General features: G+C 60.8%; 14 protein-coding genes. 5 read left to right on the top strand and 9 right to left on the bottom strand.

The window, feature by feature from the left end; translation table 11 throughout:
- Positions 1-9: 9 nt before the first annotated feature.
- Positions 10-414, bottom strand: a complete 405-nt coding sequence (locus LQK84_RS20810; RefSeq protein ID WP_230830647.1) for a GFA family protein — start codon at positions 412-414, stop codon at positions 10-12.
- Between the two features lie 115 nt (positions 415-529).
- On the opposite strand from LQK84_RS20810, the gene LQK84_RS20805 reads away from it, so the two are divergent.
- Positions 530-1,507, top strand: a complete 978-nt coding sequence (locus LQK84_RS20805; RefSeq protein WP_230830646.1) for a zinc-binding dehydrogenase — start codon at positions 530-532, stop codon at positions 1,505-1,507.
- A gap of 80 nt (positions 1,508-1,587) precedes the next feature.
- Here the strand turns inward: LQK84_RS20805 and LQK84_RS20800 are convergent, their stop codons facing one another.
- The 5 genes from LQK84_RS20800 to LQK84_RS20780 all read right to left on the bottom strand — a co-directional run bounded on the left by LQK84_RS20800 (position 1,588) and on the right by LQK84_RS20780 (position 7,645).
- Positions 1,588-3,405 carry a methyl-accepting chemotaxis protein gene (locus LQK84_RS20800; protein ID WP_230830645.1) on the bottom strand — a complete coding sequence of 606 codons (1,818 nt, stop codon included), beginning with the start codon at positions 3,403-3,405 and terminating at the stop codon, positions 1,588-1,590.
- A 306-nt stretch (positions 3,406-3,711) separates the two neighbouring features.
- Positions 3,712-5,532, bottom strand: a complete 1,821-nt coding sequence (locus tag LQK84_RS20795) for a methyl-accepting chemotaxis protein (protein ID WP_230830644.1) — start codon at positions 5,530-5,532, stop codon at positions 3,712-3,714.
- A 241-nt stretch (positions 5,533-5,773) separates the two neighbouring features.
- Positions 5,774-6,997 carry an argininosuccinate synthase gene (locus LQK84_RS20790; protein WP_230830643.1) on the bottom strand — a complete coding sequence of 408 codons (1,224 nt, stop codon included), beginning with the start codon at positions 6,995-6,997 and terminating at the stop codon, positions 5,774-5,776.
- 107 nt (positions 6,998-7,104) lie between these two features.
- Entirely contained in the window at positions 7,105-7,410 is a 306-nt protein-coding gene (locus LQK84_RS20785; RefSeq protein WP_230830642.1) for a type II toxin-antitoxin system RelE/ParE family toxin, read from the bottom strand.
- Positions 7,397-7,645 (bottom strand): type II toxin-antitoxin system ParD family antitoxin, encoded by a 249-nt coding sequence (locus tag LQK84_RS20780; protein WP_230830641.1) that lies wholly within the window; start codon positions 7,643-7,645, stop codon positions 7,397-7,399. The genes LQK84_RS20785 and LQK84_RS20780 overlap by 14 nt, the downstream gene beginning before the upstream one ends.
- Positions 7,646-7,728: 83 nt before the next feature.
- Here LQK84_RS20780 and LQK84_RS20775 point away from each other — a divergent pair, with 83 nt between their 5' ends.
- The 3 genes from LQK84_RS20775 to coaBC all read left to right on the top strand — a co-directional run bounded on the left by LQK84_RS20775 (position 7,729) and on the right by coaBC (position 10,523).
- Positions 7,729-8,592, top strand: a complete 864-nt coding sequence (locus tag LQK84_RS20775) for an SDR family NAD(P)-dependent oxidoreductase (protein WP_230830640.1) — start codon at positions 7,729-7,731, stop codon at positions 8,590-8,592.
- Between the two features lie 5 nt (positions 8,593-8,597).
- The gene (locus LQK84_RS20770) at positions 8,598-9,245 is read left to right on the top strand and encodes a LysE family translocator (RefSeq protein WP_230830639.1); all 648 of its coding nucleotides are present in this window, start codon (positions 8,598-8,600) and stop codon (positions 9,243-9,245) included.
- A gap of 66 nt (positions 9,246-9,311) precedes the next feature.
- A complete protein-coding gene (gene coaBC, locus LQK84_RS20765) occupies positions 9,312-10,523 on the top strand; it encodes a bifunctional phosphopantothenoylcysteine decarboxylase/phosphopantothenate--cysteine ligase CoaBC (protein WP_230830638.1) in 1,212 nt (403 codons plus the stop codon).
- Here coaBC and LQK84_RS20760 read toward each other — a convergent pair.
- The gene (locus LQK84_RS20760; protein ID WP_230830637.1) at positions 10,505-11,317 is read right to left on the bottom strand and encodes a class II glutamine amidotransferase; all 813 of its coding nucleotides are present in this window, start codon (positions 11,315-11,317) and stop codon (positions 10,505-10,507) included. The genes coaBC and LQK84_RS20760 overlap by 19 nt on opposite strands.
- A 294-nt stretch (positions 11,318-11,611) precedes the next feature.
- Here LQK84_RS20760 and LQK84_RS20755 point away from each other — a divergent pair, with 294 nt between their 5' ends.
- Positions 11,612-12,532, top strand: coding sequence for a pirin family protein (locus LQK84_RS20755; protein WP_230830636.1), 921 nt, complete (start codon positions 11,612-11,614; stop codon positions 12,530-12,532).
- Positions 12,533-12,766: 234 nt separating this feature from the next.
- Here LQK84_RS20755 and LQK84_RS20750 read toward each other — a convergent pair whose 3' ends face one another.
- Positions 12,767-13,540, bottom strand: coding sequence for an ATP-binding cassette domain-containing protein (locus tag LQK84_RS20750; protein ID WP_230830635.1), 774 nt, complete (start codon positions 13,538-13,540; stop codon positions 12,767-12,769).
- Complete coding sequence (locus LQK84_RS20745) at positions 13,540-14,598, bottom strand: ABC transporter permease (RefSeq protein WP_230830634.1); 1,059 nt, start codon at positions 14,596-14,598, stop codon at positions 13,540-13,542. The genes LQK84_RS20750 and LQK84_RS20745 overlap by 1 nt, the downstream gene beginning before the upstream one ends.
- Between the last annotated feature and the right edge of the window lie 189 nt (positions 14,599-14,787).

Raw genomic sequence — 14,787 nt, 5'->3', positions numbered from 1 at the left:
TATTTCGGGTCAATCTCCGTCATGGCCGGGCAGATGCGAGATCTCGCCCAGCCAGCCGACGGCTGAGCGGCACCAGAATTGCGACGCCGGTTTCAGGTCGTTGCGCTGGTTGATCGAGCCCCAGCGGATGCCGATCATGTCCGCATCCGGACCCTCGCCCGTCGTGTAGATGGGCGAGCCGCAGTCTCCGCAGAAAAATTGCAGCCGCAGCGCGCCGTTGTCGGCGCGTTTTTCGTAGCGCTTTGGGCTGTTTCCGGTGAGCCGGAACCGGCTCGCGGGCGTTGAGGCCGTGACGCGAAAAGCCGAACCGGTCAGGCGCTGGCAGTCCGTGCAATGGCAGAGACCGACCTCATCCGGCTCGATCTCCGCCTCGTAAGTCACCCGCCCGCAATGGCATTGTCCGTCGATCTGCATGGGGCTTAAGCCTTTGTCGGAAACATCCTTATCGGATATGCGTTCTTATAATTGACAGCATAAGACCTTAAGTAGGCCTATGTTAAGTCATTGTGAGAAGAGAGGGAGAAACGCCATGCGTGTGATCGAATACAAGACTTTCGGGGATCCGGCCGAGGTTCTGGTAGCCGGCGAGCGTCCCATGCCCGAGCCGGGCCCCGGCGAAATCCGCGTCCGCATGACGCTGTCGCCAATCCATAACCACGATCTGTGGACCATTCGCGGCAGCTATGGCGTCAAGCCGCCACTGCCGGCAGTCGGCGGCACGGAAGCGGCAGGCGTCGTCGATGCGCTGGGCGCGGGCGTCACCAATCTTTCCGTTGGTCAGCGTGTGATGGCTGCAGGCCTCGCCAACACCTGGGCCGAATATTTCCTGATGAATGCACAGCGCGCCATTCCGCTGCCGGATTCCGTTCCGGACGAGCTTGGCTGCCAGTTGATCGCGATGCCGATCAGCGCCCTGATGGCGCTGGATGATCTCGGCGCGAAGCCGGGTGAATGGCTGATCCAGAACGCCGCCACGGGCGCCGTCGGCAAGACGATCGCCATGATCTGCCAGGCCCGCGGCATCAATGTCATCAACGTCGTGCGCCGCGATGCGGGCGTCGGCGAACTGGAAGCGCTCGGCATTTCCAACAATGTCTCGACGCAGGATCCGGGCTGGATGGACAAGGTGAAGATGTTCCCCGGCTCCGACTCCATCCTTTACGCCATCGACAGCGTCGGCGGGGCGGAAAGCGGCCAGCTGATGAGCCTGCTGGGTGAAGGTGCAACGCTCATGTCCTTCGGCACGATGAGCGGCGGCAATATGGAAATCTCCTCCGGCGACCTCATCTTCAAGCAGGCCAAGGTCATCGGCTTCTGGGGCGCCAAGCGCTCCGGCAGGACAAGCCCGGCCGACTATGTCCGCATGATCGGCGAGCTGATCACGCTCGCCTCCAATGGCCAGCTCAACCTGCCGGTCGAGGATATCTTTGGCCTGGAAGACGGCGCGAAGGCCGCTGCCGCCAGCATGGAGCCGGGCCGCAAGGGCAAGGTCCTGATCAAGGGCTAAGTTGAGCCACAGCAGGCTATGTAAATGAGAACGGGGCGGAAAAACCGCCCCGTTCTTGTTGTTTCAGGATGACCTTTCGATCAGCCGGCCTTGCGATAAGCCTGAACAGGAGCCTGACCGCCGGAGACGCGGAAGCGCTCGATCAGCTCCAACAGCGTGCCCGTGTCATTGGCGAGCATTTCAGCCGAGGCCGTCGTTTCTTCGGCCATCGCGGCATTCTTCTGCGTGGCGAGATCCAGCTCGTTCATTGAAGACGAGATCGAGCGGAGAGTCGTGTCCTGCTCGTTGGCACGATGCGCAATCTGGATGACGATGTCGTTGGCGCTTTCGACCTGAGCGGAAATCCGCTTCAGTGCCTCGCCTGCCTCGCCGACCAGCTGAACGCCGTTTTCAACCTGGGACGACGACTTGCTGATCTGTTCCTTGATCTGCTTGGCGGCGGCAGCAGAGCGCTGCGCCAATTCGCGCACTTCCTGGGCAACGACGGCAAAGCCCTTGCCGCTTTCGCCGGCGCGTGCGGCTTCAACGCCGGCATTCAGCGCCAGAAGGTTGGTCTGGAAGGCGATTTCATCGATCACCCCGATGATATTGCCGATTTCCTGCGACGACTGCTCGATGCCGCTCATGGCACTGATCGCCTTTTCGACCACGCGATCGTTCTTTTCGGCTTCGGAGCGCACTTCGCCCACGCGACTTGCGGCTTCGCGGGCACCGTCCGCCGTCTGGCGAACCGCGACCGTCAGTTCGTCCAGCGCTGCCGAGGTTTCCTCAAGGCTTGCCGCCTGCCGCTCGGTGCGCTGCGCAAGCTCGTTGGAGGCGCGGCGGATTTCTTCCTTGCTGACGCCGATATCGGTGCCGCGTTCCTTGACCAGCGTCATCGTCCGCTCGAGCTGGCCGATGGCGTTGTTGAAATTGTCGCGCAGTTCGGCGTACCGGCTGCCGAGATCGCCGCAGCGCACCGTCAGGTCGCCATGCGCCAGCTGTTCGAGCGCCTGACCGATGGTCTGGACGACGCGCGACTGCGTCTCCGCCTCGGCGGCCTGACGTTCCATATTCTCCTGGCGTTCGGCATCGAGTGTCGTTTGCTGTTCCCGGTTCAGCCGCTCCATGGCGAGGCGCTGCCGCACCTTGTCCTGCAGGGTCTTGGTTGCATTCGCCATGGCGCCGACCTCGTTGGTGAGATGGACATAGGGAATGCTTGTATCGATGTCTTCGGCCGCAACGGCCTTCAGGCTGTTGTGGATCTCGTTCAATGGGCGGGTGATGCTGCGCATGACAAAATAGGCGAGCAGCATGGCGGCTGCGAAAATGGCAACGCCTTGCAGAACGGCCGACAGGATCATGCGGTTCACCTTGGCCTGAATGTCATCGACATAGGCGCCGGTCCCCACGACGATCGACCAGGGTTCGAACACCTTGGCATAGGAGACCTTCGTGAAGACCTGATCCTCCGGCATGCCGGGCTTCGGCCACATATAGTCCGTCCGCCCGCCGCCCTTGCGCCCGACCTCGATCAGGTTCTTGATCAGCGGCGTCCCGTTCTTGTCCTTCAGGTCGATGAAGTTCTTGCCGATCCCCTTGTCGGCCGGAAAAAACATGCGCGTCCCGTCGAACGTGTAGCCGAAGAAATAGCCGTTCGGCTCGAAGCTCATGCTGCTGACAGTGGCAAAGGCGAGCCGGGTGGCCTCCTCGTGGCTCAGCTTGCCGCTCTTCTCGTCCTCGGCATAGCGTTTCATGATCGAAATGGCGCTCTCCACCTGCGTGCGCATCATATCATAGCGCTCGGCATAGACATCGGCGGTGGCGGTTCGCAGCAGCATGAAAACCGAAAAGGCAGCCGCAGCAAGCAGGCTGGCGACCAGAATCGCAAGTTTGGTCGATATTTTCAGGTTCCGCATAATAGTATTTCCTATGAATATTTTTCAATACGCCGCAGGGATCTGGTGAGACCTTGAGGCTGAAATCGAGCATGTTGGAAAATTGGATAACAAAGGCTGAATGCCAGTTCCCAAATATATTGATGCTATCTTCAGAGATTGCTTATGGAATCGGACGGCAGGATCTTACGCGGGCACCTCGGCAGTCGATCCTGTCGAGGGCTGATCACTCAGGCCTGCGAGCGGCGGCCCGGTTTCCCGTGCACACTCCAAAACGTGAAACCGGGCGGAAAGACCGCCCCGTTTGCTGACCCGATGTGACAGACTTTAGCCGGCCTTGCGATAAGCCTGAACAGGAGCCTGACCGCCGGAGACGCGGAAGCGCTCGATCAGTTCCAGCAGCGTGCCGGTATCGTTGGCGAGCATTTCGGCCGAGGCCGTGGTTTCTTCGGCCATCGCGGCATTCTTCTGCGTGGCGAGATCCAGCTCGTTCATCGAAGACGAGATCGAGCGCAGCGTCGTGTCCTGCTCGTTGGCACGATGCGCAATCTGGATGACGATGTCGTTGGCGCTTTCGACCTGCGCAGAGATCCGCTTCAGTGCCTCACCCGCCTCACCAACCAGCTGAACGCCGTTTTCAACCTGGGACGACGACTTGCTGATCTGTTCCTTGATCTGCTTGGCGGCAGCGGCCGAGCGCTGCGCCAGTTCGCGCACTTCCTGGGCAACGACCGCAAAGCCCTTGCCGCTTTCGCCGGCGCGCGCGGCTTCAACACCGGCATTCAGCGCCAGAAGGTTGGTCTGGAAGGCGATTTCATCGATCACCCCGATGATGTTGCCGATTTCCTGCGACGACTGCTCGATGCCGCTCATGGCGCTGATCGCCTTTTCGACGACGCGGTCGTTCTTTTCGGCTTCGGAGCGCACTTCGCCAACGCGGCTTGCGGCTTCCCTTGCGCCATCCGCCGTCTGGCGAACCGCGACCGTCAGTTCGTCCAGCGCTGCCGAGGTTTCCTCAAGGCTTGCCGCCTGCCGCTCGGTGCGCTGCGCCAGTTCGTTGGAGGCGCGGCGGATTTCTTCCTTGCTGACGCCGATATCGGTGCCGCGTTCCTTGACCAGCGTCATCGTCCGCTCAAGCTGGCCGATGGCGTTGTTGAAGTTGTCGCGCAGCTCCGCATAGCGGCTGCCGAGATCGCCACAGCGCACCGTCAGGTCGCCATGCGCCAGCTGTTCGAGCGCCTGACCGATATTGCGGACGACGCGGGCCTGGGTTTCGGCTTCAGTGGCTTGCATGTCTGCATTCTGCTGGCGCTCGGCGTCGATCTGCCGCTTATGCTCGGTCTCGCGTTCGGCCATGGCGCGGCGTTCGCGCACCTTTTCCTGAAGCTCTGCCGTGGCCTTTGCCATCATGCCGATTTCATTCGACATCTCGCGATGCGGCACGGGCGTGTCGATATCGCCCTCGGCGACACGGTGCAGCGTCTCGCGGATCGCGGTGAGCGGGCGGGTAATGCCGCGGATCAGCGCGTAAGCCGCGCCCAGCGCCAGAACAAAGATTGCCACCGAGACAGCGACAATCCCGATGATTTGCTGACGGATCTGGCCTTTCAGATCGTCCACGTAGAGACCGGTGGCGACAACCGCCTTCCATGGCTCATAGGCCTTGGCATAGACCGATTTGGGATAACTGTAATCGTTCGGATCCTTGCCGGGCTTCGGGCCGATCAGGTTGACATAGCCGCCGCCTTCCTGGCCAACCTTTACGATGGCGTCGCGATAGGCAAAGCCAGTCTGGTCGGCCTTGCCCTTGAAATTCTGCCCGACCAGCTTCGGATTGATGTGGAAGAGCATGTTGACGTCGTAGTCATACGCGAAGAAGTAACCGTCTGGATCGTAGCGCAGCTTCGACAGAAGATCATAGGCGCGCTTCTTGGCCTCCTCGACCGTGAATTCGCCAGCCTTGGCACGGTTGTCGAAATCCTTCATCACAGACAAGGCTGTTTCGGTCTGGGCGCGGAGCGTCTGGTTGCGCTCGTTGTAGATCGTGGCGGTCGCCGACTGGACTTCGAAATAGGTCGCAACGGCGAAGGCGGCAATCAGGCCCCCGACCAGAATGAACAACTGCACCGATATCTTGAGGTTCTTCATGCCAATGCCCGATCGTTGGGTCACGCGACAGCGAGATACGGAAATCCCTCTGCCCAAAGGCTCGTCGCGCAACAGTATATTTCATTATAAACTAATATATAACTATCTTAATGTTATTAAGGAAATCTTATCCATGCCTCGTCACTTCTCGGCCCCTTCCGGAACGCAAAAAAAGCGGCCCGCCTGTGTGGCGAACCGCTTCTGAATAGTCGGAAGATGACCTTCGGCTTGAGGTCTTGCCTCAGCCCTTCTGGGCACGCTTGCCGAGCGTGCGCAGGCGCAGAGCGTTCAGCTTGATGAAGCCGGCAGCGTCCTTCTGGTCGTAGGCGCCCTGGTCGTCTTCGAAGGTGACGAGCTTGTCGGAATAGAGCGACTTTTCACTCTCGCGGCCGATGACCATGACATTGCCCTTGTAGAGCTTCAGCGTCACTTCGCCTTCGACATGTTCCTGGCTCTTGTCGATGAGCGCCTGGAGCATTTCGCGCTCCGGCGAGAACCAGAAGCCGTAATAGATCAGCTCGGCGTAACGCGGCATGATCTCGTCCTTGAGGTGGGCAGCGCCACGGTCAAGCGTGATGCTCTCCATCGCACGGTGTGCCGCAAGCAGGATCGTGCCGCCGGGCGTTTCATAAACGCCGCGCGACTTCATGCCGACGAAACGGTTTTCAACGAGGTCGAGACGGCCGATGCCGTTGTCGCGGCCATAATTGTTGAGTTCGGCCAGCAGCGATGCCGGGCTGAGCTCGACGCCGTTGATCGAGCAGGCATCGCCCTTGCGGAAACCGATCTTGATGACGGTCGCCTTGTCGGGTGCGGCTTCCGGCGAAATCGTGCGCATATGCACATATTCCGGCGCTTCCTGCGACGGGTCTTCCAGAACCTTGCCTTCGGACGAGGAGTGCAGAAGGTTGGCGTCGACGGAGAAAGGGGCTTCGCCCTTCTTGTCCTTGGCAACCGGGATCTGGTGCTCTTCGGCAAACTTCAGGAGGTCGGTGCGGCTCTTGAACGACCAGTCGCGCCAGGGTGCGATGATCTTGATGTCAGGATTCAGCGCATAGGCCGAAAGTTCGAAACGAACCTGGTCATTGCCCTTGCCGGTCGCGCCATGCGCAATCGCATCAGCGCCGGTCTTCTTGGCGATCTCGATGAGATGCTTGGAGATCAGCGGGCGGGCAATCGAGGTGCCGAGCAGATAGACGCCTTCATAGACGGCATTGGCGCGGAACATCGGGAAGACGAAATCGCGGACGAATTCCTCGCGCACGTCTTCGATGAAGATTTCCTTGATGCCGAGCATCTCCGCCTTCTTGCGCGCCGGCTCCAGCTCTTCGCCCTGACCAAGGTCGGCGGTGAAGGTGACGACTTCCGCACCGAGTTCGGTCTGAAGCCATTTCAGGATGATGGACGTGTCGAGCCCGCCGGAATAGGCGAGAACGACCTTTTTCACGTCTTTGGGAAGCGCCATGATAAAACCCGTGGATATGTGAGAAATATGGTTGCGGGTCTTTTAGACGGATTGGGCAAAACTGCAAGTGGGAAGCCCCATATGTGCGGACCTCCGACAGACCTTCATCAGGAGATGTGGCGTTCCGGGTCCATGCGCTGGTGCAGAATGCGGATGACCAGAATTCTCGCACCGTCGCGGCGATAGAAGATGTTGTGGGAGCCGCAGGGCCGGTAGAAATATGCGTGTTTCGACATGATCGCTTTCCTGCCGGAAAGGTGTTCGCGAGACAGCCCGTCCAGCGCGCTGATGATGCTGTTGTAATATCTGTCTGCTTGCTCGACCGACCATTGCGAGACCGAATAGAGCCAGATGTCTGCCAGGTCCCTCTCGGCCCTGCGGCTGAGCGTCCAACTGCGGCTAGCCCCTGCCATGTTCGCGATGCAGCCGTTGCAGAAATTCGTCCGGGTCGAACTCGTCAACGAAGCCCGACTCCTCGCCCTCGATCAGCGCCTGCCGGATGGCGTCAAGCTCGGCCTCTTCGTCCTGCAGGAGTTCGAGTGCGGCCTTGACCACCTCGTCGGTTGAACCGAAGCGGCCGGTGGCGATCTGGCGTTCGATGAAGGCGTCTTCTTTCGCGTCGAGACGGATGGAAACGGATTTGCTCATGGTCTATTCCTGTTGAGCCGATGGCCGCATGATACCGCATGCCGCCCTTGCATTCAATGAAACCGCCACGAGACAGGTCCCCGATGTCAAACCTTCACCCCGTCTTCCAGCCCTCAAACACTGCCGTCATCACGGGTGCGGCCTCCGGCATCGGCCTTGCTGCCGCGAAAGCCTTTGCCGCGCTGGGGCTGAATGTCGTGCTGGCCGATCTTGCCGGCGAGAAGCTGGATCGGGCGTCGGCAGAGGTTGCCGCTTTATCGCCGCGCGGCACGGATGCGGTTCTGGCGGTGGCGACGGATGTCAGCCGTCTGGAAGAGGTCGAGGCGCTGGCCAAGGTCGCCGAGGCCCGTTTCGGCGCGGTGCATATCGCGATGAACAATGCCGGCATCCAGCCGGGCTCGGCGCTCTTCGGGCCTTTCGAAAACTGGCAGCGAGTCCTCGACGTCAATCTCGGCGGGGTCATTCATGGCTCGCGCGTTTTCGGTAAGGCGCTGCTGTCCCATGGCGAGCCGGCAATCATCATCAATACCGGCTCCAAGCAGGGCATCACCACACCGCCCGGCGATCCGGCCTACAACGTTGCCAAGGCCGGCGTGAAGGCGCTGACGGAGGCGCTGGAGCACGAGCTTCGCAACACGCAAGGCAGCAAGGTCAGCGCGCATCTGCTGATCCCCGGCTTCGTCTTCACACCGCTTGCCGCCAATGGCCGCACGGAAAAGCCGGCCGGAGCCTGGACGGCCGAGCAGACGGTCGATTTCATGATGGAAAGCCTGGCGCGCGGCGATTTCTACATTCTCTGCCCGGACAATGATGTCAGCCGCAAGCTCGATGAAAAGCGCATCGAATGGGCCGCCCACGACATCATCGACAACCGCCCGCCGCTGTCGCGCTGGCACAAGGACCATGCGCCCGCCTTTGCCGCATTCCTGAAGTCGAACGGACTGTGACTGCCATGACCTTCATCCCCGATCTCGATACGCTGATTACTTTCACGCTGGCCGGCCTGCTTCTGAGCCTGACCCCCGGGCCGGACATGACCCTGCAGATCAGCCGTTCGCTGCGCGACGGGCCGGTGGCCGCACTCGGCGTCATCGTCGGCACGAATATCGGGCTTTGCGTCCACACCACGCTGGTGGCGCTCGGCGTGTCGGCGCTCATCGTTGCCTCGCCGATGGCCTTTCTGGTGCTGAAGATCGGCGGTGCTGCCTATCTGCTCTGGCTGGCCGTGCAGGCGATCTTCAAGGGCTCGACCTTCCAGCTCGATGATAACCCGGATGCGCCGAAGCGTGGCTCCTTCAGCTCCGGCCTGTTGAACGGCCTCTGGGTCAATATGCTCAATCCCAAGGTCATCATCTTCTTCATGACCTTCCTGCCGCAATTCGTGAAGGCGACGGACCCGCATGTGACCGGCAAGCTCTTCTTTCTCGGCTTCTATTTCATCCTCATCGGCCTGCCTGTCGCCTTCGGCGTGGTTTTTGGCGCACATGGTCTGGCCGGCTGGCTGAAGACGAACAGGAAGGTGCTGCGCGGGCTGGACTACACGTTCGGCGGCGTCTTCTCTGTCTTTGCGGTCAAGATTTTGATGACGCAGGCGCGCTGAGACCGGACTTTCCATTTTGCTTTCGACGCGATAGGGTTCGGCGCGAAAGCGGGATGGGAGCGTTCCATGATATTGAAGAACAAGCGAATTCTGCTAATCATCGCCGGGGGGATCGCGGCCTACAAGAGCCTCGACCTGATCCGTCGCTTCCGCGAGCAGGGGGCAGATGTTCGCCCGTTGATGACAGCAGGCGCGCAGCAATTCGTCACGCCGCTCGCCGTCGGTGCGCTTTCCGCGTCTCATGTCTATACTGATCTCTTCTCCCGCGAAGACGAGCAGGATGTCGGCCATATCCGCCTTGCGCGCGATTGCGACCTGATTGTCGTGGCCCCTGCCACCGCCGATCTGATGGCGAAGATGGCGCATGGGCTTGCCGATGATCTTGCCTCGACCGTGTTGCTTGCCACCGACAAGCCGGTTCTGGTCGCGCCTGCCATGAACCCGAAAATGTGGTCGACCAAGGCGACGCAGCGCAATGTTGCCACGCTGAAGGCCGATGGTATTCATTTCATCGGGCCGGAGCGCGGCGAAATGGCCGAAAGCGGCGAGGCGGGGCTTGGCCGCATGAGCGAGCCAATGCAGATCGTGGAGACCGCCACGCTACTGCTCGACGGCCATGCCAAGCCACTCCTCGGGCGCAAGGCGATCGTGACGTCAGGCCCGACGCATGAGCCGATCGATCCTGTGCGCTATATCGCCAATCGTTCGTCGGGCAAGCAGGGCCACGCTATCGCAGCCGCGCTCGCAGCCCTCGGCGCAGACGTCACGCTGGTCTCCGGCCCCGTCACCATCCCGGATCCGCTCGGTGTCCGCACCATCCATGTCGAACGCGCCGAAGAGATGCGCGATGCGGTTCTCGCCGCCCTTCCGGCCGATATCGCCGTCATGGTGGCGGCGGTTGCCGACTGGCGGGTTGAAGCGCAGGCCGGCGAGAAGATCAAGAAGCAGGCGGGCGAGCCGCCGGCGCCACTGCACCTCATCGAGAACCCGGATATCCTGAAAACCGTCGGCCATCACGCAATGCGGCCAAAGCTTGTCTGTGGCTTCGCGGCAGAAACGCAGAGCGTCATCGAAAACGCCCGCAAGAAGCTCGACACGAAGGGGGCGGACATGATCGTTGCCAATGACGTGAGCGCGGAAACGGGCATCATGGGCGGCGAGCGCAATTCCGTGCGTGTCATCACCCGCGACGGCGTCGATGTCTGGCCGGACATGCCGAAGGGCGAGGTCGCCGAGAAGCTGGCGGAAAAGATCGCGTCCTACTTCGCAACCAGCTGAAGCTCCGGCATGCGACGCTCATGGAGCCAGCCGCCGAAGGGCCGGACCGCAATCTCGTGGCCTTCAATAACGACAACGCTGCCGTCCGGGATTGCCACCCAGGCGTCGCGATCATCGTTCAGCGGTTCGGAGACAAGGCAATGGCCGCGCCCGAGCGGGGCGGCGTAGAGCGTCGGAGCCTTGCGATCCGAGGCATAGCGCACGGCATAGAGGCGCGCGCCATCGGAAAAGGCAGCCGTGAAGCGGATGACGGTTTCGAACCCGAGCCGGTCTGCCTCGCTCTCGACATGCTTCAGCATCGCCTCGATGGCTGCGACCGGATCGCGGTCGAGGCCGAAATGCAGCGCCAGCAGGAAAAGCAGTTCGGAATCGGTGGTCCCGACACGGGCTGAATAGAGCCGATCGCACAGCAGGCCTTCCAGCGGGCGGCGCAGGCGTTCGAAGCCGGAGACCTGCCCGTTATGCATGAAGGACCAGCGGCCGTTGACGAAGGGATGGCAATTGTCGCGCCGCGTGCCGCCGCCGGTTGCCGCCCGGACATGGGCGAGAAACAGGCGGGAGCGGATCTGCCGGGCAAGGGATTTCAGATTGCAGTCGGACCAGGCTGGCAGGATGTCCCGGAACAGGCCGGGCTCGGCGTGCTCGCCATACCAGGCGATGCCGAAACCGTCGCCATTGGTCGAGGTCTTGGCCTCGGTTGCATGATGCGATTGCTCGATCAGCGAATGGGTCTGTGAGGAAACGATATGCTCGAGATAGATCGGTTCACCGCTATAGGCAGCCCAACGACACATGAAAAACGTCCACTCACCCGCGGCTTGACCGTCTCTGCCGCCTTGAATACCCAGAATCCCAAAACATGGGTAAAATTGTGTTAACGATACTGTCACGAACGGTTTCAGCCCGAAAGAGACGATGAGCAGGTCCAGCGAAATTTTGTGAACACTGCGTTCCCGGGCACGCCTTTTGCGAAAGCGCTGTTCTTCGCTATATTTTGCACGAAGAGAGGCGCTCGTTCAGTTTTCTTGAACGACCTCGAAATCGAGAGCCGAAGCGCTAATCCTTCGGCCTGGGAAAGGATCAAGACCATGTCCATACGTCCCGTAAAGCATGAAAGCGTTGCCTTGCCCGCCCGTGAAGGGGCCGGCGTTCATCTCCATCGCGTCTTCGGTTTCGGCGATCCGTCGCTGACCGATCCGTTCCTGATGATGGACGATTTCCGCAATGACGACCCGGCGAAATATCTCAAGGGCTTCCCCTGGCATCCGCATCGTGGGATCGAGACGATCACCTATGTTCTGGCGGGCTCCGTCGAGCATGGCGACAGTCTCGGCAATCATGGCACGCTGGGTGCCGGCGACGTGCAGTGGATGACGGCCGGGTCCGGTATCATGCATCAGGAAATGCCGCGCGGCGATTTTGCCGGCAAGATGCATGGCTTCCAGCTGTGGGCCAACCTGCCGTCCTCGATGAAGATGACGAGCCCGCGCTATCAGGACGTGAAGTCGACCGATATTCCGGTGGTTGTCGATGACGATGGCACGGCCGCGCGCATCATCACCGGCGAGTTCTGGGGCAAGAAGGGCCCGGTCGACGGCATTGCCGCCGAGCCCGTCTATCTCGACATTTCCGTGCCGCCGGGCAAGCGCAAGACCTTCAAGGTCGACACCTATCGCAAGGCCTTCGCCTATATCTTCGCCGGTTCGGGCACCTTCCGCGATGCCTCGACGCCAATCGGCGTGAAGGTCGAGAAGGAGTTCAACGGCGAGGAACTGAACATCCGCGACATGAGCGGCAACCGCACGCTGGTCGTCTTCGATACCGGCGACGAGGTAACCGTTCAGGCGGGCGATCAGGGCATCCGATTCCTCCTCGTCTCCGGCAAGCCGATCGAGGAGCCGGTCGCCTGGCACGGCCCGATCGTCATGAACACGCGCGAAGAGTTGATGAAGGCGTTTGAGGAACTGCAGACAGGCAAGTTCATCAAGGAAGGTGCGGTGTTTGGGTAATGTTCCCTAACACTCCGTCATGCCGGACTTGATCCGGCATCCAGCCAGCCCGCGTCTGCGGGCTGAAAGGACTCTTTGTGAAGAGTCTCTCGCGCGATGGACATCGCGCACTGGATCCCGGATCAAGTCCGGGATGACGGAGGAAAGGGTTGCGCGCCTGCAAAATCCTCTTGAACGGAAAACCCCGCCCGGTTCGCACCGAGCGGGGTTTTGATTTTTCAAACTCAACCAGACTTATGCCGCTTCCTTCGGCGCCATGGCACCTGTCATCAGCGCCACGGCATCCGACATCGTGTATTCCTTCGGATTGATGACGGTGAGACGCTTGCCCAGACGATGGATATGGATGCGGTCGGCCACTTCGAACACATGCGGCATGTTGTGCGAGATGAGCACGATCGGCAGGCCGCGCGAGCGGACGTCGAGGATGAGCTCGAGAACGCGGCGCGATTCCTTGACGCCGAGCGCTGCCGTCGGTTCATCCATGATGACGACCTTGGAGCCGAAGGCCGCGGCGCGGGCCACGGCCACACCCTGACGCTGGCCGCCCGAGAGCGTTTCCACCGCCTGGTTGATGTTCTGGATGGTCATCAGGCCAAGCTCGGAGAGCTTTTCGCGGGCAACGCGCTGCATTTCCTTGTGGTCAAGCAGGCGGAAGATATCGCCGAGCGGCCCCTTGCGGCGGATTTCGCGGCCGAGGAACATGTTGTCGGCAATCGACAGGGCCGGCGAGAGCGCAAGGTTCTGGTACACCGTTTCGATACCGGCCTCGCGGGCCTGCATCGGCGAGGTGAACTGCACCTTCTGGCCGTCGAGAAAGATATCGCCCTCGTCCGGCGTCACGGCGCCCGAAAGCGCCTTGATGAGCGAGGACTTGCCGGCGCCGTTATCGCCGATGACCGCCAGGATTTCGCCCGGGTAGAGATCGAAATCGGCCTGATCGAGAGCGGTCACGCGGCCATAGCGCTTGACGAGACCACGGGCCTTGAGAATGGGTTCCTGAGACATTAGCCAGCCACCTTTCTGATCCACTGGTCAACGGCAACAGCCGTGATGATAAGAACACCGGTCAGGAAGACCTTCCACTGCGGGTCTGCACCCAGCATGTTGAGACCCATCGAGACGACGCCGACGATCATGGCGCCGATCAGCGTGCCGAGGATGGAGCCGCGCCCGCCGAAGAGCGAGATGCCGCCGATCACCGCTGCGGTGATGGATTGCAGGTTATATTCGGTCACAGCCGAGGAGGGCGAGATCGAGCCGTTACGACCGATCGAGACCCAGGCGGCGAGCGCTGCGATGATGCCGGCGAGCATATAGGTCGACATCAGCACGCGCTTGGTGCGGATACCGGCAAGTTCCGCCGCATCCACGTCGTCGCCGACCGCATAAAGGTGGCGGCCCCAGGCCGTGTGATTGAGCGCGATCCACAGACCGATGACCAGAACCACCATCATGACAACGCCATAGGTGAACACTGCGCCGCCAATCTGGAAGCTCTTGCCGAAGAAATGCAGGAATTCCGCGTTCGTCGTGATGTCGGCATCACGGATCGTGGCATTGCCCGAATAGATGAAGTTCGTCGCCATGACGATATACCAGGTGCCCAGCGTCACGATGAAGGGCGGCAATCGCATGTAGGAGACCAGAAATCCGTTGAGCAGACCGGCTGCGGCCCCGACGGCAAAGCCGATCAGGATCGAGATCGAGGTCGGAAGCCCGTAGACGACGGCGCAATTGCCCATGACGACAGTCGAGATCACCATGACCACGCCAATCGACAGATCGATACCGGCAACCAGGACGACGAGCGTCTGGCCAGCACCCAAAATGCCGACGATGGCGATCTGCTGAAGGATCAGCGTCATCGTGTAGGTGGAGAAGAAGCGTTCGCCCTTCAACACGCCGAAAATGATGATGGCCGCCACGAGAACGATGGCGGGAACCGCAGCCGGCGTCGAATGCAGGAAATGCTGCAAGCGCTGGAGCGGTGTATGCTGTTTGAAGCTCGCGACATTCTTGTCGCTCTTGTCGATGACTTTCTCGAATTCCTGCATCGCAGCCATGGCGAATTTTCCTCCCCTTTTTGTCCGGAGCTGTCTTCGCTTGTTATGGGAATGCGCACCTTTGCCTGGCAGGACGAGGTGCGCGCCCTCTCTTTTTATCAGCAATTCCGGAGTGTGAAGCGTGACACACTTCTTGAGGAATTGCTCGATCTCTTTTTTCCGACAATCCCGAACGCAAGGGCACCAAGG

This window comes from Rhizobium sp. C4 (assembly GCF_021026315.1).
Lineage (GTDB): Bacteria > Pseudomonadota > Alphaproteobacteria > Rhizobiales > Rhizobiaceae > Ensifer_A.
The sequence above is the reverse complement of the archived record's forward strand: the minus strand, read 5'-3'. Positions and strand labels throughout refer to the sequence as shown.

Bases quoted from the DNA above. Each gene is read 5' to 3' on its own strand.
- LQK84_RS20785 (WP_230830642.1), bottom strand. From the start codon at position 7,410: ATGGCAGGGGCTAGCCGCAGTTGGACGCTCAGCCGCAGGGCCGAGAGG.
- LQK84_RS20770 (WP_230830639.1), top strand. From the start codon at position 8,598: ATGACCTTCATCCCCGATCTCGATACGCTGATTACTTTCACGCTGGCC.
- LQK84_RS20805 (WP_230830646.1), top strand. From the start codon at position 530: ATGCGTGTGATCGAATACAAGACTTTCGGGGATCCGGCCGAGGTTCTG.
- LQK84_RS20750 (WP_230830635.1), bottom strand. From the start codon at position 13,540: ATGTCTCAGGAACCCATTCTCAAGGCCCGTGGTCTCGTCAAGCGCTAT.
- LQK84_RS20775 (WP_230830640.1), top strand. From the start codon at position 7,729: ATGTCAAACCTTCACCCCGTCTTCCAGCCCTCAAACACTGCCGTCATC.
- LQK84_RS20795 (WP_230830644.1), bottom strand. From the start codon at position 5,532: ATGAAGAACCTCAAGATATCGGTGCAGTTGTTCATTCTGGTCGGGGGC.
- coaBC (WP_230830638.1), top strand. From the start codon at position 9,312: ATGATATTGAAGAACAAGCGAATTCTGCTAATCATCGCCGGGGGGATC.
- LQK84_RS20745 (WP_230830634.1), bottom strand. From the start codon at position 14,598: ATGGCTGCGATGCAGGAATTCGAGAAAGTCATCGACAAGAGCGACAAG.
- LQK84_RS20790 (WP_230830643.1), bottom strand. From the start codon at position 6,997: ATGGCGCTTCCCAAAGACGTGAAAAAGGTCGTTCTCGCCTATTCCGGC.
- LQK84_RS20800 (WP_230830645.1), bottom strand. From the start codon at position 3,405: ATGCGGAACCTGAAAATATCGACCAAACTTGCGATTCTGGTCGCCAGC.
- LQK84_RS20760 (WP_230830637.1), bottom strand. From the start codon at position 11,317: ATGTGTCGTTGGGCTGCCTATAGCGGTGAACCGATCTATCTCGAGCAT.
- LQK84_RS20755 (WP_230830636.1), top strand. From the start codon at position 11,612: ATGTCCATACGTCCCGTAAAGCATGAAAGCGTTGCCTTGCCCGCCCGT.
- LQK84_RS20810 (WP_230830647.1), bottom strand. From the start codon at position 414: ATGCAGATCGACGGACAATGCCATTGCGGGCGGGTGACTTACGAGGCG.
- LQK84_RS20780 (WP_230830641.1), bottom strand. From the start codon at position 7,645: ATGAGCAAATCCGTTTCCATCCGTCTCGACGCGAAAGAAGACGCCTTC.